Origin of the sequence: Streptomyces sp. NPDC091280, assembly GCF_044768565.1 — a bacterium.
Lineage (GTDB): Bacteria > Actinomycetota > Actinomycetes > Streptomycetales > Streptomycetaceae > Streptomyces.
Genome location: NZ_JBIVUZ010000001.1, coordinates 568,766 through 588,049, shown reverse-complemented (window position 1 = coordinate 588,049; position 19,284 = coordinate 568,766). Strand labels below are relative to the sequence as shown.

Genomic DNA, 19,284 nt, shown 5'->3' with positions numbered 1-19,284 from the left:
GCAAGGAACCACGCCGGAACATCCGAACACCGGGCAAGTCCACTACGGGGGGCGCGAGATGAACACGCTGCACAGCACCAGCAACAACGCAGTCATCACGCGTCTGCACGACGTCACCCGGGGTTCCGAGAAGTCCGGTGCCGTGAGCGGGCGGGGGTGCGTTCGCGGTGCCGGGCGTCAGCACACCGGTTACATGACGGTGGTTGACGCGCACACGGGGGAAGCACACGGGGGAAGCGGGTACAGGGAGGACACGGGGGAGCGTCGTTCGCTGTCGGAGGCGGAGTTCACCGCCTACGTCCAGGAGCGCCGCGCCTCCCTGTACGCGACCGCCTACCACCTGACCGGCGACCGCTTCGAGGCCGAGGACCTGCTCCAGAGCGCGCTGTTCTCGACGTACAAGGCGTGGGACCGGATCAGCGACAAGGCCGCGGTCGGGGGCTACCTCCGCCGCACCATGACGAACCTGCACATCAGCGCGTGGCGCCGCCGCAAGCTGAACGAGTACCCGACCGAGGAACTGCCGGAGACGCCCGGCGACACGGACGCGATGCGCGGCACCGAACTGCGCGCGGTCCTGTGGCAGGCGCTGGCCCGGCTGCCCGAACTCCAGCGCACCATGCTGGTCCTCCGTTACTACGAGGGCCGCACGGACCCGGAGATCGCGGAGATCCTCGACATCAGTGTCGGCACGGTGAAGTCCAGCATCTGGCGGTCGCTCCGCCGGATGCGCGAGGACGAGGTCCTCAGCTTCGGCCGTGACGAGGAGGACGCCTTCGGGGAGCTCGTCGCCTGAGGGTCGGGGGGGAAGCAAGGAAAACGGGGGGAAGTACAGGGGGTCACGGGGGAAGCACGGGGCCGCGGGGGATCGGTACCGGGGGGTGCCGAACGGGGTCACGGGGGACCACGGGGGAACAGGAAGCGGGACTGGAGGGCCGGGGGGTCCGTCCAGTCCCGCTTCTGCGTGTGTGCCGTCAGATGCTGGGCGTGGGGGTGGGCGCGGGGGCCGCCGCCGGGCGCCGGCCCACCGCCGCCGCGGCCAGCCGGCCCAGTGCCTCGTCCTTGTCGCACGCGTACGCGCCGAGCGTCGTCTGCCGCGCCACGATCGACCGCTCCAGCCGCATCAGCCGCCAGCCGCGCCGCACCAGGAACGGCACCGATTTGCGGCCCTCCCGCAGGTCCCGCAGGAAACGTCGCCGGAAGGTCCGCACCGGCCCCCGGCTCAGACACAGCGCGTCCGCGAGGACACCCAGCTCCCGGCAGCGGGTGATCACCTCGGCGGCGAAGATCCCCTCGGCTATGAACAACGGCGTCCGCCCGACATCGACCGCCTCCGTGCCCGTACGGGCGCTCAGCGAGATGTCGTAGACCGGCACATCCGTACGACCCGTGCGGCACAGCTCGACGATCGCGGTGACCGCGACCTCCGCGTCCCAGGAGTCGGGGTGGTCCCAGTCGATGTCCGAACTCCCCGCCACCAGTGGCAGTGTCGGGTCGTCGCCCTCCTTGTAGAAGTCGTCGAGCCGCAGCACGGGGAGACCGGAGCGGGCCGAGACGAGGGACTTGCCGGAACCCGAGGGGCCGCACAGCAGCACGACACGGGCCGGTGACGGGGAAAGGATGCTCACGGGACACCAGTTTGACGTATTCCGTACGTCCTGCCGACCCCGCGGGTCGGCATTGGAACGCGCATCACACGTCAACTACCCTTCGTGCTGACCTGATTACCCTGCGCACCAGAAGGTGGCACCAGCAATGGCACGACACACGTCCTCCCCGCACCCGACCGCCCAGCGCGCCCTGGTCGCCCTCGCGACGGCGGGAGTCGCCCTGGGCGCGGGCGCGGCGACGGCCGCCGCCGCGGACAACGCGCCGGTCGTCGACGTGATGCGGACGCGCCCCACCTCGCTGGGCAAGATCGACCCCGCGGCGGGGCTGGGTGCCCTCACCGGCACGGTCGGGTACGTCACCGGTCCGGTCGCCGGGCTCAAGCCCAACCCCCTCGCGGGGACGGGTGTCGACCCGCTCGACAACGGCGTGGCGACCCAGCTGGCGGACTTCCAGCCGCTGGCCTCGCGGGCGCTGACGGGACCGGTGGCGGAGGCCCAGTCGATCGGGAGCATGCCGGTGGTGGGCCAGGTGACGGGCCTGCTGAACGGCTGACGGCGGAACACGCGGCGAGCCGCGCCTCCCGGACGGTGAGGCGCGGCCCGGGGGTCGCGGGCAGGGCTCAGTAGGACGAGCCGCCCGCTCCCAGCGAACCCGTCGGATGCCAGACCGTCTTCGTCTCCAGGAAGGCCGTCAGGCGGTCCGTGCCCGGGGTCTCCGTGTAATCCACAGGCTGTGGACGGAGTACCCGCTTGAGGTTGTCGGCCGCCGCGATCTCCAGTTCCTTCGCCAGTACGGCGTCGGCGCCCGCGAGGTCGATCGCGTTGACGTCCTGGTGCGCGGCGAGGGGCGCCGCGATCTCCGCCGTCGTCCCGGAGAGGATGTTGACGACTCCGCCGGGCAGGTCCGAGGTCGCCAGCACCTCGGCCAGCGACAGCGCGGGGAGCGGGGACTTCTCGCTCGCGATCACGACCGCCGTGTTGCCGGTCGCGATCACCGGGGCCACCACCGAGACCAGGCCCAGGAACGAGGACTCCTGGGGGGCGAGGACGGTGACGACACCCGTCGGCTCGGGGGAGGAGAGGTTGAAGTACGGGCCCGCCACCGGGTTCGCGCCGCCGACCACCTGGGCGATCTTGTCGGTCCAGCCCGCGTACCAGACCCAGCGGTCGATCGCCGCGTCCACGACGACGGCCGCCTTCGCCTTCGACAGGCCCTCCGCGTCCGCCACTTCGCGCACGAACTGGTCCCTGCGGCCCTCCAGCATCTCGGCGACGCGGTAGAGGATCTGGCCCCGGTTGTACGCCGTGGCGCCGGACCAGCCGCCGAACGCCTTGCGGGCCGCCACGACCGCGTCACGGGCGTCCTTGCGGCTCCCCTGCGGGGCGTTCGCCAGCCACTTGCCCTTTGCGTCGGTCACCTCGTACACCCGGCCGCTCTCGGAACGCGGGAACTTCCCGCCGACGTACAGCTTGTAGGTCTTCAGCACAGTCAAGCGATCAGACATCGAGGTACGCCTCCAGGCCGTGGCGACCGCCCTCGCGGCCGAAGCCCGACTCCTTGTAGCCGCCGAACGGCGAGGTCGGGTCGAACTTGTTGAACGTGTTGGACCAGACGACACCCGCGCGCAGCCTGCTCGCGACCGCGAGGATGCGGGAGCCCTTCTCCGTCCAGATGCCCGCCGACAGGCCGTACTGCGTGTTGTTGGCCTTCGCGACCGCCTCCTCGGGCGTGCGGAAGGTCAGCACCGACAGCACCGGGCCGAAGATCTCGTCGCGGGCGATGGTGTGCGCCTGGGTGACGTTCGTGAAGAGTGTCGGGGCGAACCAGTAGCCGGAGGACGGGAGTTCGCACTCCGGGGACCAGCGCTCGGCGCCCTCCGCCTCGCCCCGCTCGACGAGCGTGGTGATGCGGGAGAGCTGCTCGGCGGAGTTGATCGCGCCGATGTCCGTGTTCTTGTCCAGCGGGTCGCCGAGGCGCAGCGTGGACAGCCTGCGCCTGAGCGAGTCCATCAACTCGTCCTGGATCGACTCCTGTACGAGCAGGCGGCTGCCCGCGCAGCAGACCTGGCCCTGGTTGAAGAAGATGCCGGTGACGATGCCCTCGACGGCCTGGTCGATGGGGGCGTCGTCGAAGACGATGTTCGCGCCCTTGCCGCCGAGTTCGAGGGTGACCTTCTTGTCCGTGCCCGCGACCGTCCGCGCGATCTCCTTGCCGACGGCCGTGGAACCGGTGAACGCGACCTTGTTCACGTCCGGGTGCGCGACCAGCGCGGCGCCCGAATCGCCGTAGCCCGGAAGGATGTTGACGACACCCTTGGGCAGGCCCGCCTGGCGGCAGATGTCCGCGAAGAAGAGCGCGGACAGGGGGGTCGTCTCGGCGGGCTTCAGCACCACCGTGTTGCCGGTCGCGAGGGCCGGGGCGATCTTCCACGCGAGCATCAGGAGCGGGAAGTTCCAGGGGATGACCTGGCCCGCCACGCCCAGAGGTCGGGGGTTCGCGCCGAAGCCGGCGTGGTCCAGCTTGTCGGCCCAGCCCGCGTAGTAGAAGAAGTGCGCGGCCACGAGGGGGAGGTCGGCGTCCCTCGTCTCCTTGATGGGCTTGCCGTTGTCCAGGGTTTCCAGGACGGCCAGTTCGCGGCTGCGCTCCTGGATGATCCGGGCGATGCGGAACAGGTACTTGGCGCGCTCGGAGCCGGGCAGCGCCGACCACTTCTCGAAGGCCTTGCGGGCGGCCTTCACCGCGCGGTCCACGTCCGCCTCGCCCGCGCGGGCGATCTCGGACAGGACCTCTTCGGTGGACGGGGACACGGTCTTGAAGACCTTGCCGTCCGCCGCCTCGGTGAACTCGCCGTCGATGAACAGGCCGTAGGAGGGCGCGATGTCGACGACGGAGCGGGACTCGGGCGCCGGAGCGTAGTCAAAGGCAGTCATGTCGGATCAGTCCACCGTCACGTAGTCGGGGCCGGAGTAGCGGCCGGTGGCCAGCTTCTGACGCTGCATCAGCAGGTCGTTCAGGAGCGAGGACGCGCCGAAGCGGAACCAGTGGTTGTCCAGCCAGTCCGCGCCCGCGGTCTCGTTGACGAGGACCAGGAACTTGACGGCGTCCTTGGAGGTGCGGATACCGCCCGCGGGCTTCACACCGACCTGGACGCCGGTCTGCGCGCGGAAGTCCCGCACCGCCTCCAGCATCAACAGGGTGTTCGCGGGCGTCGCGTTGACGGCGACCTTGCCCGTCGACGTCTTGATGAAGTCCGCGCCGGCCAGCATGCCGAGCCAGCTCGCGCGGCGGATGTTGTCGTACGTCGACAGCTCGCCGGTCTCGAAGATGACCTTCAGACGCGCGGCGCCCGAGGCCTCCTTCACGGCGACGATCTCGTCGTAGACCTTCATGTAGTGGCCCGCGAGGAACGCCCCGCGGTCGATGACCATGTCGATCTCGTCGGCGCCCGCGGCGACCGCGTCGCGCACGTCGGCCAGCTTCACGTCGAGCGCGGCACGGCCGGCCGGGAAGGCGGTGGCGACGGAGGCGACCTTCACGGAGGAACCGGCGACGGCCTCCTTCGCGGCGGCCACCATGTCGGGATAGACGCAGACGGCCGCGGTCGACGGCGCGGACCGGTCGGTCGGGTCCGGGTGGACGGCCTTGGCGCCCAGCGCCCGGACCTTCCCCGCGGTGTCCGCGCCTTCCAGCGTCGTCAGGTCGACCATCGAGATGGCCAGGTCGATGGCGTACGCCTTGGCGGTGGTCTTGATGGAACGGGTCCCGAGCGAGGCGGCACGCGCCTCCAGGCCGACCGCGTCGACGCCGGGCAGCCCGTGGAGGAAGCGGCGCAGCGTGCTGTCGGACGCGGTGACGTCGCCGAGAGCGGGTGCTGTGGGTGCAGTGGTGGGCATGGTCACCACACGAGCATATCTACGCGCGTAGCGGCTTGTACACCCCGAGGAGTCGTCTCACCTGAGGGGCGCGGGGAACCGCGCGACGAGCCACGACGCACCCGCACTCGCCGCCGAACGGGTCCCCGACCACGACCGGGCGCGGCCCTGAGGCACAATCGGCGCATGACGACCCCGCACCACGAGCCCCCCACCCCGCAGCCCCCGGACCGCGTCTACAGGTCGTCCATGGGTATCGCCGGCGGTGTCCTGCTGCTCGCCATCGGGCTCTGGCTCGGCATCGACGCGCTCGTACGGGGCGACGGCCGCACGCCGTGGCTCGCGCTCGCGGGACTGATCCTCGTGGTGCCGCTGGTGGTCGCCTTCACCTTCCGCCCCGCCGTGTACGCCAACGACGACCGGCTGCGGGTGCGCAACCCCTTCCGGCTCGTCGTCGTCCCGTGGGGCGAGGTGGCCGCGCTGCGGTCCGGGCTCTCGAACGAGGTGCTCACCAAGGCCGGCGCCAAGTTCCAGCTGTGGGCGATCCCGGTCTCGCTGCGCGGCCGCAAGCGGGCGGCGCGCCGCGAGGCGCGGTCCAAGGCCGAGGCGAGCGGCCAGGCCGGCCGGGGCGGCAGGGCCGGTGCCTTCGGCGGCGGCTTCGGCGGGTTCGGCAGCTTCGGCGCGAGCGCGGCCGGCGACTCCGGGGCCGGCGGGTCCACACGGGCCGAGTCCGACCAGATCATGAGCGACCTGAACGAACTGCTGGAGAACCGGGAACAGGCGGAGTCGGCGCAGGGCGAGATCACCGTCCGCTGGGCCTACGAGGTGATCGCCCCGGCGCTCGCCGGCGCCGTGGTGCTGGCGATCCTGCTGGCGACGGGCTGACCGGACCGCCCCCCCCGGCACGCACAGCTTTTCCGGGTCATCGTGCGACCCGAACTCGGCGGCGCTGGTCCCCCCTTCGGGCAAGCCCGGAGACGAAGCCGAGCCACGCCGACCACACCCGTGGTCCGAGTCTCTGGGAAGTCTGGGAAGTCATGGACACGATCCTTCAGGAGCCGCTGAGGCTGCCCCCGGGCGCGATACCCGACGGCTGCGCCGCCTGGGACGAGGAGCCGACGCGCGCGTGGGCCCGGGCGGAAGCCCCGTGGTGGGTGCCGGTCCGGCCCCGGAGGTGGCTGCTGGAGCAGTCGGCGGTGTTCGCGCTGATCGTCGCCTTCTGCCTGCTGACCCTGACGGACCTGCCCGGATATCTGATCGCGCTGCTGCCGCTCCAGGTCGTCTGGGGGGTGTGGCGGCCCGAGGTCGTACGGTTCTCCGTCCCGGTGGTGGCCGCGGCCCTGGCGTGGGCGGTGGCGGTGGACGGGGTGCCGTGGCCGGCGCCGGTGTGCGCCGCGCTGCTGCTGGTCCTGTCGGTGACGGCCACCGAACTGCGGGCACGCGCGCGTGCCCGGCAGCGGGGCATCGCCCTGGCGGCGGCCGACGGGGTCACGGCCGTGCCGCCGACGGCGGACGAGCCGCTGCGGCGGGGCCGGCTGCTCGTCGGCTTCGGCGGCTTCGTGGCCGTGCCCGCACTCGTGCTGCTCGGTGCCTCCCCGCTGTGGCACGACGCGGACGACCGCCAAGGGGCGGCCGGGGCGGGCCTGTTCCTGCTCGGGCTCGCGTGCAGCGTGCTGCTCTCCGGGGTGCTGGGCCGCAGGCGGGCCCTCGCGCTGCGCGGGGCGCCCGCGCCGGTGCTGCGGGTCCTCGTCCGCAAGGACGTGCACGGGGACGCCGTGGTCTTCGCGGCCGACGACGCGACGGCGCTCCGGCCGCTGTTCACGGTCCCGGTGATGACACAGGCCGACGACGGGGAGGCGGACGAGGAGGATGAGGAAGAGGAGCTGGACGAACTCCTCGACGGGCTCAAGGACGAGGAACGCGGCCCCCTGCACGAGGCCGTCCTCTACGGCACGCCCTACGACGGAGCCGAGATACTGCTCGTCAGCGCCGCCCCGAAGCCGGGCGAGCCGCCGCTGACGGAGCGCTCGACCGGGCCGGTACGGCCGCTGTCGGAGCGCGGGGTGCGCAGGGGGCTGGCCCGGGAGAAGCGGGCGGCGCGGGCCGAGGCGGACTACCAGGAACTGGTCGAGGCCGCGCGCACGTTGACGCCCGTCCCGGTACGGCGCTGGCGGGCGGGGCGGGTGGACTGGCTGTCGACCCTGCTGGTCGCGCAGTGGGCGGGCTGGGTCCTCCTGGTCGTGAGCGACCCGGGCCCCTGGGACGCGACCTGGGTGATCGTCGGCGGTGTCGCGGGTGCCACCTTCATTCCGCGGAAGCTGTTCTGGCGCGTCACCGCAGAGCGCACCGGCGTCTGGCTGAACGGCCTGCGCCGGCCGCGCCACGTCCCCTGGGAGGATCTCCGCTCGGCCGGCCGGGTGGCGTTCGACGTCAGGCTGCGGGTGCGGGACGGCGACGACTGGGACCTCTCCGCACTCCACTGGCCCCGGCTCCAGCGCAGGCGTGGCTGGACCCACCCCCACGACGCCCTCGCCGCCGAACTCTCCGCGATGATCGCCGACCCCGCCCTGCGCCCCACCGGCGAGAGCGCCGAGAAGGAGCGCGGACGCCCGCTGTGGCCGCTGGCCGTGATCCTCGGTGCGGCCTGGATCGCGGCGCTCGTCGTCCGCTGGCTGTCCTGACCGCCACGCCTCCCGCCTTACCGAGCGGCACACTTCGGACCACGTGAACGGGCGGTCCGGGTAACGCCGGGGAGAGGTGGCCCGTTCACGACGGTTTCACGACGGTGCCGCTCGCGGGGCGCGGTTCACGCACACGGGGGCGACACCGACCGCTCTCCGGGATGAACAGGCGGAGGCCGACCCCGGCCCGCGAAGCCGTGCGGAGGACGGACCCCACGATCGGCACCGAGGAAGGCCACGAGCTGCTCACGATCGACGTCCTGCCTGGGACCGGACACGGGGTTCAGCTACCTGGTGCGGGACTGAACCCCGTGCGGGGGCGTCGGGCCGTTCAGATGCCGGCCGCGGCCGACAGGTCCCGCTTGATCGCGGCGAGGGTCTCGGCCGCCCGCGCGCGGGCCGCCGGAAGGCCGGAGTGCGCGGCCACCGGGACCACGACCTCCAGGTAGCACTTCAGTTTGGGCTCGGTGCCGCTGGGCCGGACGATGACGCGGGCACCGTCGAGGGTGTACCGCAGCCCGTCCGTGGGCGGCAGCTTCTCGGTCCCCTCGGTCAGATCCTCGGCCTTCGTGACGGCCAGGCCCGCGAGTTCGGTCGGCGGCTGCTCGCGCAGTCTCCGCATGGCGTCCGCGATGACCGTCAAGTCCTCGACGCGTACGGAGAGTTGGTCGGTGGCGTGCAGACCGTGCGTCACGGCGAGATCGTCGAGGAGGTCCAGCAGACCACGGCCCTCCTCCTTCAGCTCGGACGCCAGCTCGGTGATGAGCAGGGCGGCGGTGATCCCGTCCTTGTCACGCACACCGTCCGGGTCGACGCAGTAGCCGAGGGCCTCCTCGTAGCCGTAGCGAAGGCCTTCGACCCGGGCGATCCACTTGAAGCCGGTGAGGGTCTCCTCGTAGGGCAGGCCGGCCTTCTCGGCGATGCGGCCGAGGAGGGAGGAGGAGACGATCGACTCCGCGAAGGTGCCCCGGGCACCGCGCCGCACGAGGTGGGCGGCGAGCAGAGCACCGACCTCGTCCCCCCGCAGCATGCGCCAGACCCCCGCCTCCGGGACGGCCACCGCACAGCGATCGGCGTCGGGGTCGTTGGCGACGATCAGGTCCGGGTCGGTGTCCCGGGCCCGCGCGAAGGCGAGGTCCATCGCGCCCGGCTCCTCCGGGTTGGGGAACGCGACGGTCGGGAAGTCCGGGTCGGGCTCGGCCTGTTCGGCGACGAGCACCGGCTCGGGGAACCCGGCACGGGCGAACGCGGCCAGCAGGACGTCCTTGCCGACACCGTGCATCGCCGTGTAGACGGTACGGGCGGTACGCGGGGAGTCCGGGGAGAGGACGGCGTCCGTGCGGGCGAGGTAGGCGTCCAGGACGCTGTCGTCGAGCACCTCCCAGCCTTCCGCCGGGCGGGGCACGTCGTGCAGGGAGCCGATCGCGTCGATCTCGGCGGCGATCCCCGCGTCGGCCGGGGGCACGATCTGGGAGCCGTCGCCGAGGTAGACCTTGTAGCCGTTGTCCCGGGGCGGGTTGTGGCTCGCGGTGACCTCCACGCCCGCGATCGCGCCCAAGTGCCGTATGGCGAAGGCGAGTACGGGGGTGGGGAGCGGGCGGGGCAGTACGGCGGCGCGCAGCCCCGCGCCGGTCATCACGGCGGCGGTGTCGCGGGCGAAGTCGGCGGACTTGTGCCGGGCGTCGTAGCCGATGACGACGACCCCGTCGGTGTGGCCGGTGCGCTTGAGGTACGCGGCGAGTCCGGCGGCGGCGCGGATGACGACGGCGCGGTTCATCCGCATGGGTCCGGCGCCGAGTTCGCCGCGGAGTCCGGCGGTGCCGAACTGGAGGGTGCCGCGGAAGCGGTCCGCGAGTTCCGTGACGTCCCCGGCTTCGATGAGCTTGCCCAGCTCCTCGCGGGTGTCCGCGTCGGGGTCCTCGGCGAGCCAGGTCCCGGCCCGCGCGATGAGATCGTCGTCGTGCACGTCAGGTCAACCTCTCGTGTCTACTTGCGTTCCTGGGAGACGGCGCCTCGGTCGTGTCCGACGGATCATGCCGCAGACGCGGGGTCGATCAGGCACCGAAGCTTTCCTGCGACCTGATCCGCCGGACAGGTCCTACAGCCGGCCGAGCACCTGGGCCAGCAGCGACCCCATCTGCGCGGCGCTGTCCCGGCCCGCCTGGAGAACCTCCTCGTGGTTCAGCGGTTCCCCGGTCATGCCCGCAGCGAGGTTCGTCACCAGGGAGATACCCAGCACCTCCGCGCCCGCCTCCCGGGCCGCGATGGCTTCCAGCACGGTGGACATGCCCACCAGGTCCGCCCCGATCACCCGCGCCATGCGGATCTCGGCGGGCGTCTCGTAGTGCGGGCCGGGGAACTGGGCGTAGACGCCCTCCTCCAGACCGGGGTCGATCTCCTTGCACAGCGCGCGCAGCCGGGGCGAGTACAGGTCCGTCAGGTCGACGAAGTTGGCGCCGATGATCGGGGAGGCGGCCGTGAGGTTGATGTGGTCGCTGATCAGGACCGGCTGCCCGGGCCGCATGCCCTCGCGCAGTCCGCCGCAGCCGTTGGTCAGCACGACGGTCTTGCAGCCGGCGGCGACGGCGGTACGGACGCCGTGCGCGACGGCGGCGACACCGCGGCCCTCGTAGTAGTGGGTGCGGCCGAGGAAGACCAGCGCGCGCTTGTCACCGATCGCGTACGAGCGGACCCGCCCGCCGTGGCCCTCGACGGCCGGCGGCGGGAAACCGGGCAGCTCGGTCACGGGGAAGTCGGCCTCGGCCACACCGAGGGCGTCGACGGCCGGCCCCCAGCCGGAGCCCATCACAAGAGCGACGTCGTGGGTCTCGGCGCCCGTCAGTTCGCGCAGGTGCGCGGCGGCGGCGTCGGCGGCGGCGTGGGGGTCGCCCTGGATGTCGTCCGGAAGAAGAGATGCGTTCACGCGGTCGAGGGTAGCCGGTCCGGGCCTACGCGCGTAGATGACAGAGCTCACGGGATGGCGATCGTTGTCTTGTCGTTTCCAACGAGACCCGTGGCGGACGTTATGTGTGGGAAACCCTCAGCAGGGCCGCTTCCGCAGCTCCATCACATAGTCGTGCGGCGCCCCGGCGGACTCGGCGGCGTCGGCCAGCTCGCCGAGATAACGGGCCGAGGGCAGCCCGCCCTCGTACCCGTTGAGGACGTACACCCAGGCGGGTTCCTCACCGTCCAGGGTGTGCACCCGCACCCGCATACGCCGGTAGACGTCGAGGCCGACGCCCTCCCAGCGGTCCATGGACTCCTCGTCGGGCGGCGCGATCTCGTACAGCGCGACGAAGACCTGCGAGCGCGGCGCCTCCACGATCGTGGCGAGCGCGCCCTCCCAGCCCATGTGCTCACCGCCGAAGGTCAGCCGCCAGCCGTTCAGCCAGCCCGTGGCACGCAGCGGCGAGTGCGGGGCGCGGCGGGTCATCAGCCGCGCGTCGAGATTGCCGGCGTACGCGGCGTAGAGCGACATGCTCCGAGAGTACGGCAGCGAACCCACCCGCCACTCCCGTGACGGAAGCACCCCGCACGGCGGGAGAGCCGAGTACGGCGAGAAGGGGCCGTGCCGGGGGGTGTCCGCCCGCAGCGGTTGGCGCGTCAACCCCCTGGCACTCTTGCGAGACCGATTCCGCGCCGTTCCGAGGACGGACACCCCCCGGCACGGCACCGACCCACAACGAACCGCAGGCACCCCCGTCGCCCCCGGGCGGAAGCATCTTGAAGCGTGCGGGACAATGGGGTACGTGACTCGGATCGTGATCATCGGTGGCGGACCCGGCGGCTATGAAGCGGCGCTGGTGGCCGCGCAGCTCGGCGCGGAGGTGACCGTCGTCGACTGCGACGGTCTGGGCGGGGCGTCGGTGCTGACCGACTGCGTCCCGTCGAAGACCCTTATCGCGACGGCCGAGGTCATGACGACCTTCGACTCGTCGTACGAGGAACTCGGCATCATCGTCGCCGACGACACCCCACCCCTGGAACAGGCGGCAAGGGTCGTCGGCGTGGACCTCGGCAAGGTCAACCGCCGTGTGAAGCGCCTCGCGCTCGCCCAGTCGCACGACATCACCGCGTCCGTGACCCGGGCCGGCGCCCGGGTGATGCGCGGCCGGGGCCGGCTCGACGGCATGCAGGCGATCGACGGTTCCCGCAAGGTGATCGTCAAGGCGGCCGACGGCACCGAGGAGACCCTCGTGGCCGACGCCGTCCTCATCGCGACCGGCGGTCACCCCCGCGAGCTGGACGACGCCCGCCCGGACGGCGAGCGCATCCTGAACTGGACCCAGGTCTACGACCTCACCGAACTCCCCGAAGAGCTGATCGTGGTCGGCTCCGGCGTCACCGGCGCCGAGTTCGCCGGCGCCTACCAGGCCCTCGGCTCCAAGGTCACCCTCGTCTCCTCCCGCGACCGCGTCCTCCCCGGCGAGGACCCGGACGCAGCCGCCGTACTCGAAGACGTCTTCCGCCGCCGAGGCATGAACGTCATGGCCCGCTCCCGCGCCCAGTCCGCCAAGCGCGTCGGCGACAAGGTCGAGGTCGTCCTCGCCGACGGCCGCGTCATCACCGGCTCGCACTGCCTGATGGCGGTCGGCGCCATCCCGAACTCCGCGGGCATGGGCCTGGAGGAGGCGGGCGTCAGGCTGCGCGACTCGGGCCACATCTGGACCGACAAGGTCTCCCGTACGACAGCTCCCGGCGTCTACGCGGCCGGCGACGTCACCGGAATCTTCGCGCTCGCCTCGGTGGCCGCGATGCAGGGCCGTATCGCCATGTACCACTTCCTCGGCGACGCGGTGGCCCCGCTGAACCTGAAGACGGTCTCCTCGAACGTCTTCACCGACCCGGAGATCGCCACCGTCGGCTACTCCCAGGCCGACGTCGACGCGGGCAAGATCGACGCCAGGGTCGTGAAGCTCCCGCTCCTGCGCAACCCGCGCGCGAAGATGCAGGGCATCCGGGACGGCTTCGTCAAGATCTTCTGCCGCCCCGGCACCGGCATCATCGTCGGCGGTGTGGTCGTGGCGCCCCGCGCCTCGGAGCTGATCCACCCGATCTCGATCGCCGTCGACAACAATCTGACGGTCGAACAGATCGCGAACGCCTTCACCGTGTACCCGTCCCTTTCGGGCTCGATCGCCGAGGTGGCCCGACAGCTGCACACCCGCAAGGCGACGGGCGAAGTCTGAGGCGACGCCGACTCCCCGCTGGTCACGGGGAGTTGCCGCCCATTCGCACGGCATAGGCGCGAGGACTAACCCCTATACCACTTCTCGCCCCCCTGTGCGAACAACTTCTGCTATTCACCGCAAACAGCTGAAAGCAGACGGTCGTTGGGGTTACTGTCAGTTTCGTGTTCGCTGCAGAACGTCGCCAATTGATCCTCGAAATGGTGCGAGCGAATGGAGCCGTATCGCTCCGTGAGCTCGCCCGCGTCGTCCAGACCTCCGAAGTGACCGTACGGCGGGACGTGCGCGCACTGGAGGCAGAAGGACTCCTCGACCGCCGGCACGGCGGTGCGGTATTGCCGGGCGGGTTCACGCGGGAGTCCGGCTTTCCGCAGAAATCGCATCTCGCGACCGCCGAGAAGACGGCCATCGCCGATCTCGCCGCGAGCTTCGTCGAAGAGGGCGAAGCCATCGTGGTCGGGGCGGGTACCACCACCCAGGAGCTGGCCCGCCGGCTCGCCCGGGTGCCCGGACTGACCGTCGTCACCAACTCCCTGCTGGTGGCCCAGGCGTTGGCCCATGCCAACCGCGTGGAGGTCGTGATGACCGGGGGCACCCTGCGCGGTTCCAACTACGCGCTGGTGGGCAGCGGGGCCGAGCAGTCCCTCCAGGGGCTGCGCGTCTCCCGGGCCTTCCTCTCCGGAAGCGGGCTCACCGCCGAACGCGGGCTGTCCACGTCCAACATGCTCTCGGCGTCCGTCGACCGCGCGCTCGTCCAGGCGGCGGCCGAGGTCGTCGTCCTCGCCGACCACACCAAGCTCGGTATGGACACCATGTTCCAGACCGTGCCCACGGACGTGATCACCCGCCTCGTCACGGACGAGCCCCCGGGCCACGACGACCGCGCCGCCACGGAGTTGCAGGCGCTGGCCGACCAGGGGGTGCAGATCGCCGTGGCGGGCGGTTCGGGAGCCCAGGGGGGTGATCAGACCCCGGCGCGGGACCAACGCCGCCGGGACGTACCCCTTCCGGCACCGCGACGGGGTCAAGTACCGGGCGGGGCACCGGGGTTGCGCCCGGCGGGGGTGCTCACCGGGGAGTCCCCCGAGCGGGAACGCGCTGCCAGGGTGGCGGATCTGCGGAGGCGTTGACCGCATCGTCGGCGGGCGGGGTTGGTCGCGCAGTTCCCCGCACCCCTTAAGAGCAGGTCGGCTGAGACGAGCCGTGTCTTTGAGGGGCGCGGGGAACTGCGCGACCAGCCCCCACGAGCCCTGACCGGCCCGCACTCAAGAACGAACCGCACCAGACCTACGGCTTCAACCCCCGCAACGTCAACGTGAGCAACCTGTCCGCCAGTTCGGGATCCCCAGGATTGCCCTCGGCCGCCAGCGCGATCGCGTGCGTCAGCTGCAACAGGTCGCCGATCTCGACGTCACCGCGCACGTCACCGGCGCCCTGCGCCCGCGAGAGCAACGCACCGCCCGCCTCCCGGATGGGGCCACTGCACCGGGCGAGCGCCGACGTGTCGTCGTCGGCCACCGCCAGCAACGCCCGCGCCAGCCCCCGGTATTCGCTCGCGTGGGTCACCATCTCGCGCAGCCAGGTCACCAGTGCCGCACACGGCTGCGGCGCGTCCAGCAACTCCCGTGACCGGGCGAGGAGTTCACCGACCGCGTCCTCGAAGACCGCGCTCATCAGGGACTGCCGGTTGGGGAAGTGCCGGTACAGCGTGCCGATACCGACACCCGCGCGCCGGGCCACGTCCTCCAGGGACGCGTCCGTGCCGTGCGCGGCGAAGGACACCCGGGCCTCGGCGAGCAGCCGTTCGTAGTTGCGGCGGGCGTCGGCGCGCAGCCCAGCCGGCGGCCTGACCGTGTCGGCCATCGCTCCCACCTGCTCTCCTCGGCGCTGTCCCGTCACAGTACAGAGGTGCCCGGCGGACAGGCTGTTCCTGTCGGCCGGGCACCCCTGGACGTACCGCCGGATCAGTCCTTGATCTCGCAGATCGCGGCGCCGGACGTGATGGACGCGCCGACCTCCGCGCCGAGGCCCTTGATCGTGCCCGACTTGTGCGCGTTCAGCGGCTGTTCCATCTTCATCGCTTCGAGTACGACGACGAGGTCGCCCTCCTTGACCTCCTGGCCCTCCTCGACCGCGACCTTGACGATCGTGCCCTGCATCGGCGAGGCGAGGGTGTCGCCCGAGGCGACCGGACCGGACTTCTTGGCCGCCCGGCGCTTGGGCTTGGCCCCGGCGGCGAGGCCGGTGCGGGCCAGCGACATGCCGAGGGAGACCGGGAGGGAGACCTCCAGGCGCTTGCCGCCGACCTCGACGACGATCGTCTCGCGGTCCGCGTCGTCGTCCGCCTCGGCGTCGGCCGGGGCGGCGAAGGGCTTGATGTCGTTGACGAACTCGGTCTCGATCCAGCGGGTGTGGACCGTGAACGGGTCGGCGGAGCCGGTGAGTTCGGGAGCGAACGCCGGGTCCTTGACGACCACGCGGTGGAAGGGGAGCGCGGTGGCCATGCCCTCGACCCGGAACTCCTCCAGCGCCCGCGCCGCGCGCTGGAGCGCCTGCTCGCGGGTCGCGCCGGTGACGATCAGCTTGGCGAGCAGCGAGTCCCACGCCGGGCCGATGACCGAGCCGGACTCGACGCCCGCGTCGAGGCGGACACCGGGGCCGGACGGCGGGGCGAAGGTGGTGACGGTGCCCGGCGCGGGCAGGAAGCCGCGGCCCGGGTCCTCGCCGTTGATGCGGAACTCGAAGGAGTGGCCGCGCAGTTCGGGGTCGCCGTAGCCGAGTTCGCCGCCGTCGGCGATGCGGAACATCTCCCGTACGAGGTCGATGCCGGCGACCTCCTCGGTGACCGGGTGCTCCACCTGGAGGCGGGTGTTGACCTCAAGGAAGGAGATCGTGCCGTCCTGCCCGACGAGGAACTCGACGGTCCCGGCGCCGACGTAGCCGGCCTCCTTCAGGATCGCCTTCGAGGAGGAGTACAGCTCGGCGACCTGCTCCTCGGAGAGGAACGGCGCGGGCGCCTCCTCGACCAGCTTCTGGTGCCGGCGCTGGAGGGAGCAGTCACGGGTGGAGACGACGACCACGTTGCCGTGGGTGTCGGCCAGGCACTGGGTCTCCACGTGCCGGGGCTTGTCGAGGTAGCGCTCCACGAAGCACTCGCCGCGCCCGAAGGCGGCGACCGCCTCGCGCACCGCCGAGTCGTACAGCTCGGGAACCTCTTCGAGCGTGCGGGCCACCTTCAGACCGCGACCGCCGCCACCGAAGGCGGCCTTGATCGCGATGGGCAGGCCGTGCTGCTCGGCGAACGCGACGACCTCGTCCGCGCCGGACACCGGGTCGGGGGTGCCGGCCACGAGCGGGGCGCCGGCGCGCTGGGCGATGTGCCGGGCGGCGACCTTGTCACCGAGGTCCCGGATGGCCTGCGGCGGCGGGCCGATCCAGATCAGGTCCGCGTCGAGGACCGCCTGCGCGAACTCGGCGTTCTCGGACAGGAATCCGTAGCCGGGGTGGACGGCGTCGGCACCGGACTCGCGGGCCGCGTTGAGGACCTTGTCGATGTCCAGGTAGCTGCTCGCCGGTGTGTCACCGCCCAGGGCGAACGCCTCATCCGCGGCGCGGACATGCAGAGCGTCCCGGTCCGGGTCGGCGTATACGGCCACGCTCGCGATCCCGGCATCCCGGCAGGCCCGGGCAACGCGGACAGCGATTTCGCCACGATTGGCGATGAGCACCTTGCGCACGATTGAGGCTCCCTCCTTGAAACAAGCCGAGTTTAGGGACTGCCGACACGGCGCATCGACCCGTCCCCAGTGGTGAGCTTGCCCACACGGAGCGTGATACGAGGCCCGCTCGACCCGTGAAATCCCTTGTCGCACCTCGGTACGCAGGACTCCTCCGGGAAACCCTAGCCCTCCGGTGTGGTCAAGGTCTCTGTGAGAGCGTGCCGCGCGCCACGCCGTTTCTTTGTGGAGTCCCTACGAACGGCCCAATGATTCTTTGCCCCTGACGCAACCCTTGTCCCGAGGTTTACCCGTTAGTAGCGTTCGGGATGTCTCGAACGGAAGTGGGTGGGGGCCGGTGATACGCAGACCGGTGGCATGGATCTTGGCGGTCGTCCTGTTCGTGGAGGCCTTCGCGGTGGCCGCGCTGAACTGGTTCCTGGGGATCGTCGCCGACCGTCAGAACATGTCCCTGGCCGGTATCGACCCGGACGCGATGTCCGTCTCCTCGAAGGCGGGAGGCGTCGTCTTCGGCCTGTACTTCCTGCTGTGCGCCGTGGTCGCCCTGCTGGTCGCGGTGCGCGACCGGGCGCCGGCCGGCCTCGGCCGCATCCTGCTGATCAGCGTGGCCGTGGTGCACGGGCTGCTGGGCGCGTTCGCCTGGGCCATGGTGGAGGACAAGGCCGCGTTCGTCTTCATGGTGGTGGTGCTCGGCCTCGTCGTCCTGCTCCTGATGACCTACGACCGGCTGGAGGGCCCCTCGGACGCGGCCCCGGCACCGGACGGCCCGGACCGCCCCGAGGACCCGGAGCAGCCCGACAAGGACCCGGCGCCGATCGCTCCGCCGCCGGCCCCCAGCCCCTCCTGATCACGCCTCTCGGGGCGTCCACAACTCCGTGATGCCGACGCCCAGTTGACCCAGCAGACGGCGAACGAGCGGCAGGCTGATGCCGATCACGTTCCCGTGGTCGCCGTCGATGCCCTCGATGAACGGCGCCGAACGGCCGTCGAGCGTGAACGCCCCGGCGACGTAAAGGGGTTCGCCCGAGGCGACGTACGCGGCGACCTCGGCGTCGGTCGGCTCGCCGAAGCGGACCACGGTCGACGCGGTCGCCGACACATACCGGCCGCTCGTCGTGTCGTAGACACAGTGCCCGGTCCGGAGCGTGCCGGCCCGGCCGCGCATCGCCTTCCAGCGGGCGGTGGCCTCCTCGGCGTCGGCGGGCTTGCCCAGGGCCTCGCCGTCCAGGTCGAGCACCGAGTCGCAGCCGATCACCAGAGCGCCGCGCACCTCGGGCAGGGCGGCCACGACGGAGGCCTTCGCCTCGGCGAGGGCGAGCGCGAGGTCGGCCGGGGTGGGCGCGCTGACGGCGTCCTCGTCGACCCCGCTCACGATCACCTCGGGATCGAGTCCCGCCTGACGCAGGAGCCCCAGCCGGGCGGGGGACTGAGAGGCGAGCACGAGTCGGCGGCGCGGCTGATCTGTCATGGGCCCAGGGTATCGGCGGCGCACCGGACACCCGGGGCCTGTCCGGCGGATCGGGTCGCAGGAAGCGCCGGTGCCTGATCAGCACCGGCGGGCGGGGTCCGGTGCGTCCGACCGCGAGGCGGAGGAGGGAGTCGACGCGATGGGGGTCCCCGGTCGAGCGGAGCCGGGACTGGGGGAGCCGGCGCGTGACGACAACGCGGCGGGCGGGCGTGCCGGACCCGCGTCTGCGGCATGATCCGCCAGACGGGCCCGCGGACACGACCTAGGTCAGTCCGAGCACGATCATCGCCAGGATCATCGCCAGTGCCATGAGGATGCCGAGCCGCCGCAACATGACCTGCGTCTCCCGCAGTTCCTCGGGAGGCTCGTCATCGGGGTCGGACCACAACATGACACCAGCGTGCGGCTCGGGCGGGGGCGGGCGCCTGAGTACGGGTACTCAAATCGGTGCTCGGGATCATCGCGGTGGCGTGCGCGGTTCCCCCCCCCCCCGCCCCCTGAGGGCGATGCCTTTAACCCGGCCAGAACGTGCGGGTCCACGCACTCGGCCCGGGGATGGGCAGCCTCGCCGTCGCGATCCTGGACGGGTCCGACCACGCGTCCCGCTGCCTCGGCGCGCCGGGCGGTTCCGACGCCGCCGCGGCGCGGGCCCTGACCACCGCCAGGGCGGCGGCCAACTCCTCCGGGGTCGGGTTGCCCCTTACGACCTTGATTGTCACAGCGGGC

Annotated in this window: 19 protein-coding genes; 7 read left to right on the top strand and 12 right to left on the bottom strand. The window is 71.7% G+C overall.

Annotated elements, in window-relative coordinates:
* The first annotated feature begins 58 nt into the window (after nt 1–58).
* Nucleotides 59–796, top strand: a complete 738-nt coding sequence (locus ACIQPR_RS02730) for a SigE family RNA polymerase sigma factor (RefSeq protein WP_403640843.1) — start codon at nt 59–61, stop codon at nt 794–796.
* A 178-nt stretch (nt 797–974) separates the two neighbouring features.
* On the opposite strand, the gene ACIQPR_RS02725 is transcribed toward ACIQPR_RS02730, so the two are convergent.
* A complete protein-coding gene (locus tag ACIQPR_RS02725; protein WP_403640840.1) occupies nt 975–1,628 on the bottom strand; it encodes a uridine kinase in 654 nt (217 codons plus the stop codon).
* Between the two features lie 127 nt (nt 1,629–1,755).
* On the opposite strand from ACIQPR_RS02725, the gene ACIQPR_RS02720 reads away from it, so the two are divergent.
* Nucleotides 1,756–2,163, top strand: coding sequence for a hypothetical protein (locus ACIQPR_RS02720; RefSeq protein ID WP_403640837.1), 408 nt, complete (start codon nt 1,756–1,758; stop codon nt 2,161–2,163).
* 67 nt (nt 2,164–2,230) lie between these two features.
* Here the strand turns inward: ACIQPR_RS02720 and ACIQPR_RS02715 are convergent, their stop codons facing one another.
* From ACIQPR_RS02715 to deoC, 3 genes are read right to left on the bottom strand one after another with little or no spacing between them, the layout of a single operon-like run.
* Nucleotides 2,231–3,115: an aldehyde dehydrogenase family protein gene (locus tag ACIQPR_RS02715; RefSeq protein WP_403640833.1), complete on the bottom strand. Its 885-nt coding sequence runs from the start codon at nt 3,113–3,115 to the stop codon at nt 2,231–2,233.
* Complete coding sequence (locus tag ACIQPR_RS02710) at nt 3,108–4,541, bottom strand: aldehyde dehydrogenase family protein (protein ID WP_403640830.1); 1,434 nt, start codon at nt 4,539–4,541, stop codon at nt 3,108–3,110. Before ACIQPR_RS02710 ends, ACIQPR_RS02715 begins: the two co-directional genes overlap by 8 nt.
* Before the next feature lie 6 nt (nt 4,542–4,547).
* Entirely contained in the window at nt 4,548–5,504 is a 957-nt protein-coding gene (gene deoC / locus ACIQPR_RS02705) for a deoxyribose-phosphate aldolase (protein WP_403642871.1), read from the bottom strand.
* A gap of 165 nt (nt 5,505–5,669) precedes the next feature.
* On the opposite strand from deoC, the gene ACIQPR_RS02700 reads away from it, so the two are divergent.
* Entirely contained in the window at nt 5,670–6,368 is a 699-nt protein-coding gene (locus ACIQPR_RS02700; protein WP_403640827.1) for a PH domain-containing protein, read from the top strand.
* A gap of 152 nt (nt 6,369–6,520) precedes the next feature.
* Nucleotides 6,521–8,164 (top strand): hypothetical protein, encoded by a 1,644-nt coding sequence (locus tag ACIQPR_RS02695; RefSeq protein WP_403640825.1) that lies wholly within the window; start codon nt 6,521–6,523, stop codon nt 8,162–8,164.
* Between the two features lie 331 nt (nt 8,165–8,495).
* Here ACIQPR_RS02695 and ACIQPR_RS02690 read toward each other — a convergent pair whose 3' ends face one another.
* From ACIQPR_RS02690 to ACIQPR_RS02680, 3 genes are all read right to left on the bottom strand, one after another.
* Nucleotides 8,496–10,130 (bottom strand): phospho-sugar mutase, encoded by a 1,635-nt coding sequence (locus tag ACIQPR_RS02690; RefSeq protein WP_403640822.1) that lies wholly within the window; start codon nt 10,128–10,130, stop codon nt 8,496–8,498.
* Nucleotides 10,131–10,262: 132 nt separating this feature from the next.
* Nucleotides 10,263–11,087, bottom strand: coding sequence for a purine-nucleoside phosphorylase (locus tag ACIQPR_RS02685; protein ID WP_403640819.1), 825 nt, complete (start codon nt 11,085–11,087; stop codon nt 10,263–10,265).
* 117 nt (nt 11,088–11,204) lie between these two features.
* A complete protein-coding gene (locus ACIQPR_RS02680; RefSeq protein WP_355903230.1) occupies nt 11,205–11,642 on the bottom strand; it encodes a gamma-glutamylcyclotransferase in 438 nt (145 codons plus the stop codon).
* A gap of 262 nt (nt 11,643–11,904) precedes the next feature.
* Here ACIQPR_RS02680 and ACIQPR_RS02675 point away from each other — a divergent pair, with 262 nt between their 5' ends.
* Together ACIQPR_RS02675 and ACIQPR_RS02670 are read left to right on the top strand one after the other, a co-directional pair.
* Nucleotides 11,905–13,353, top strand: coding sequence for an NAD(P)H-quinone dehydrogenase (locus ACIQPR_RS02675; protein ID WP_019072870.1), 1,449 nt, complete (start codon nt 11,905–11,907; stop codon nt 13,351–13,353).
* 164 nt (nt 13,354–13,517) lie between these two features.
* Nucleotides 13,518–14,483 carry a DeoR/GlpR family DNA-binding transcription regulator gene (locus tag ACIQPR_RS02670; protein ID WP_403640816.1) on the top strand — a complete coding sequence of 322 codons (966 nt, stop codon included), beginning with the start codon at nt 13,518–13,520 and terminating at the stop codon, nt 14,481–14,483.
* Between the two features lie 157 nt (nt 14,484–14,640).
* Here the strand turns inward: ACIQPR_RS02670 and ACIQPR_RS02665 are convergent, their stop codons facing one another.
* Both ACIQPR_RS02665 and ACIQPR_RS02660 read right to left on the bottom strand, forming a co-directional pair.
* On the bottom strand, nt 14,641–15,216 hold the full coding sequence (locus ACIQPR_RS02665; protein ID WP_403640814.1) for a TetR/AcrR family transcriptional regulator: 576 nt from the start codon (nt 15,214–15,216) through the stop codon (nt 14,641–14,643).
* A 101-nt stretch (nt 15,217–15,317) separates the two neighbouring features.
* Nucleotides 15,318–17,090: an acetyl/propionyl/methylcrotonyl-CoA carboxylase subunit alpha gene (locus ACIQPR_RS02660; protein ID WP_403640811.1), complete on the bottom strand. Its 1,773-nt coding sequence runs from the start codon at nt 17,088–17,090 to the stop codon at nt 15,318–15,320.
* 352 nt (nt 17,091–17,442) lie between these two features.
* Between ACIQPR_RS02660 and ACIQPR_RS02655 the strand changes: the two genes are divergently transcribed.
* Complete coding sequence (locus ACIQPR_RS02655) at nt 17,443–17,937, top strand: hypothetical protein (RefSeq protein WP_403640808.1); 495 nt, start codon at nt 17,443–17,445, stop codon at nt 17,935–17,937.
* On the opposite strand, the gene ACIQPR_RS02650 is transcribed toward ACIQPR_RS02655, so the two are convergent.
* The 3 genes from ACIQPR_RS02650 to ACIQPR_RS02640 form a co-directional block, all read right to left on the bottom strand.
* A complete protein-coding gene (locus tag ACIQPR_RS02650; RefSeq protein ID WP_403640806.1) occupies nt 17,938–18,558 on the bottom strand; it encodes a Maf family protein in 621 nt (206 codons plus the stop codon).
* Nucleotides 18,559–18,820: 262 nt separating this feature from the next.
* On the bottom strand, nt 18,821–18,949 hold the full coding sequence (gene mmpB / locus ACIQPR_RS02645; RefSeq protein ID WP_403640803.1) for a morphogenic membrane protein MmpB: 129 nt from the start codon (nt 18,947–18,949) through the stop codon (nt 18,821–18,823).
* A 121-nt stretch (nt 18,950–19,070) separates the two neighbouring features.
* On the bottom strand, nt 19,071–19,277 hold the full coding sequence (locus ACIQPR_RS02640; protein WP_403640801.1) for an acyl-CoA carboxylase subunit epsilon: 207 nt from the start codon (nt 19,275–19,277) through the stop codon (nt 19,071–19,073).
* Nucleotides 19,278–19,284 lie beyond the last annotated feature (7 nt).

Bases quoted from the DNA above. Each gene is read 5' to 3' on its own strand.
- ACIQPR_RS02710 (WP_403640830.1), bottom strand. From the start codon at position 4,541: ATGACTGCCTTTGACTACGCTCCGGCGCCCGAGTCCCGCTCCGTCGTC.
- ACIQPR_RS02730 (WP_403640843.1), top strand. From the start codon at position 59: ATGAACACGCTGCACAGCACCAGCAACAACGCAGTCATCACGCGTCTG.
- ACIQPR_RS02650 (WP_403640806.1), bottom strand. From the start codon at position 18,558: ATGACAGATCAGCCGCGCCGCCGACTCGTGCTCGCCTCTCAGTCCCCC.
- deoC (WP_403642871.1), bottom strand. From the start codon at position 5,504: ATGCCCACCACTGCACCCACAGCACCCGCTCTCGGCGACGTCACCGCG.
- ACIQPR_RS02720 (WP_403640837.1), top strand. From the start codon at position 1,756: ATGGCACGACACACGTCCTCCCCGCACCCGACCGCCCAGCGCGCCCTG.
- ACIQPR_RS02680 (WP_355903230.1), bottom strand. From the start codon at position 11,642: ATGTCGCTCTACGCCGCGTACGCCGGCAATCTCGACGCGCGGCTGATG.
- ACIQPR_RS02715 (WP_403640833.1), bottom strand. From the start codon at position 3,115: ATGTCTGATCGCTTGACTGTGCTGAAGACCTACAAGCTGTACGTCGGC.
- ACIQPR_RS02700 (WP_403640827.1), top strand. From the start codon at position 5,670: ATGACGACCCCGCACCACGAGCCCCCCACCCCGCAGCCCCCGGACCGC.
- ACIQPR_RS02675 (WP_019072870.1), top strand. From the start codon at position 11,905: ATGGGGTACGTGACTCGGATCGTGATCATCGGTGGCGGACCCGGCGGC.
- mmpB (WP_403640803.1), bottom strand. From the start codon at position 18,949: ATGTTGTGGTCCGACCCCGATGACGAGCCTCCCGAGGAACTGCGGGAG.
- ACIQPR_RS02665 (WP_403640814.1), bottom strand. From the start codon at position 15,216: ATGGCCGACACGGTCAGGCCGCCGGCTGGGCTGCGCGCCGACGCCCGC.
- ACIQPR_RS02695 (WP_403640825.1), top strand. From the start codon at position 6,521: ATGGACACGATCCTTCAGGAGCCGCTGAGGCTGCCCCCGGGCGCGATA.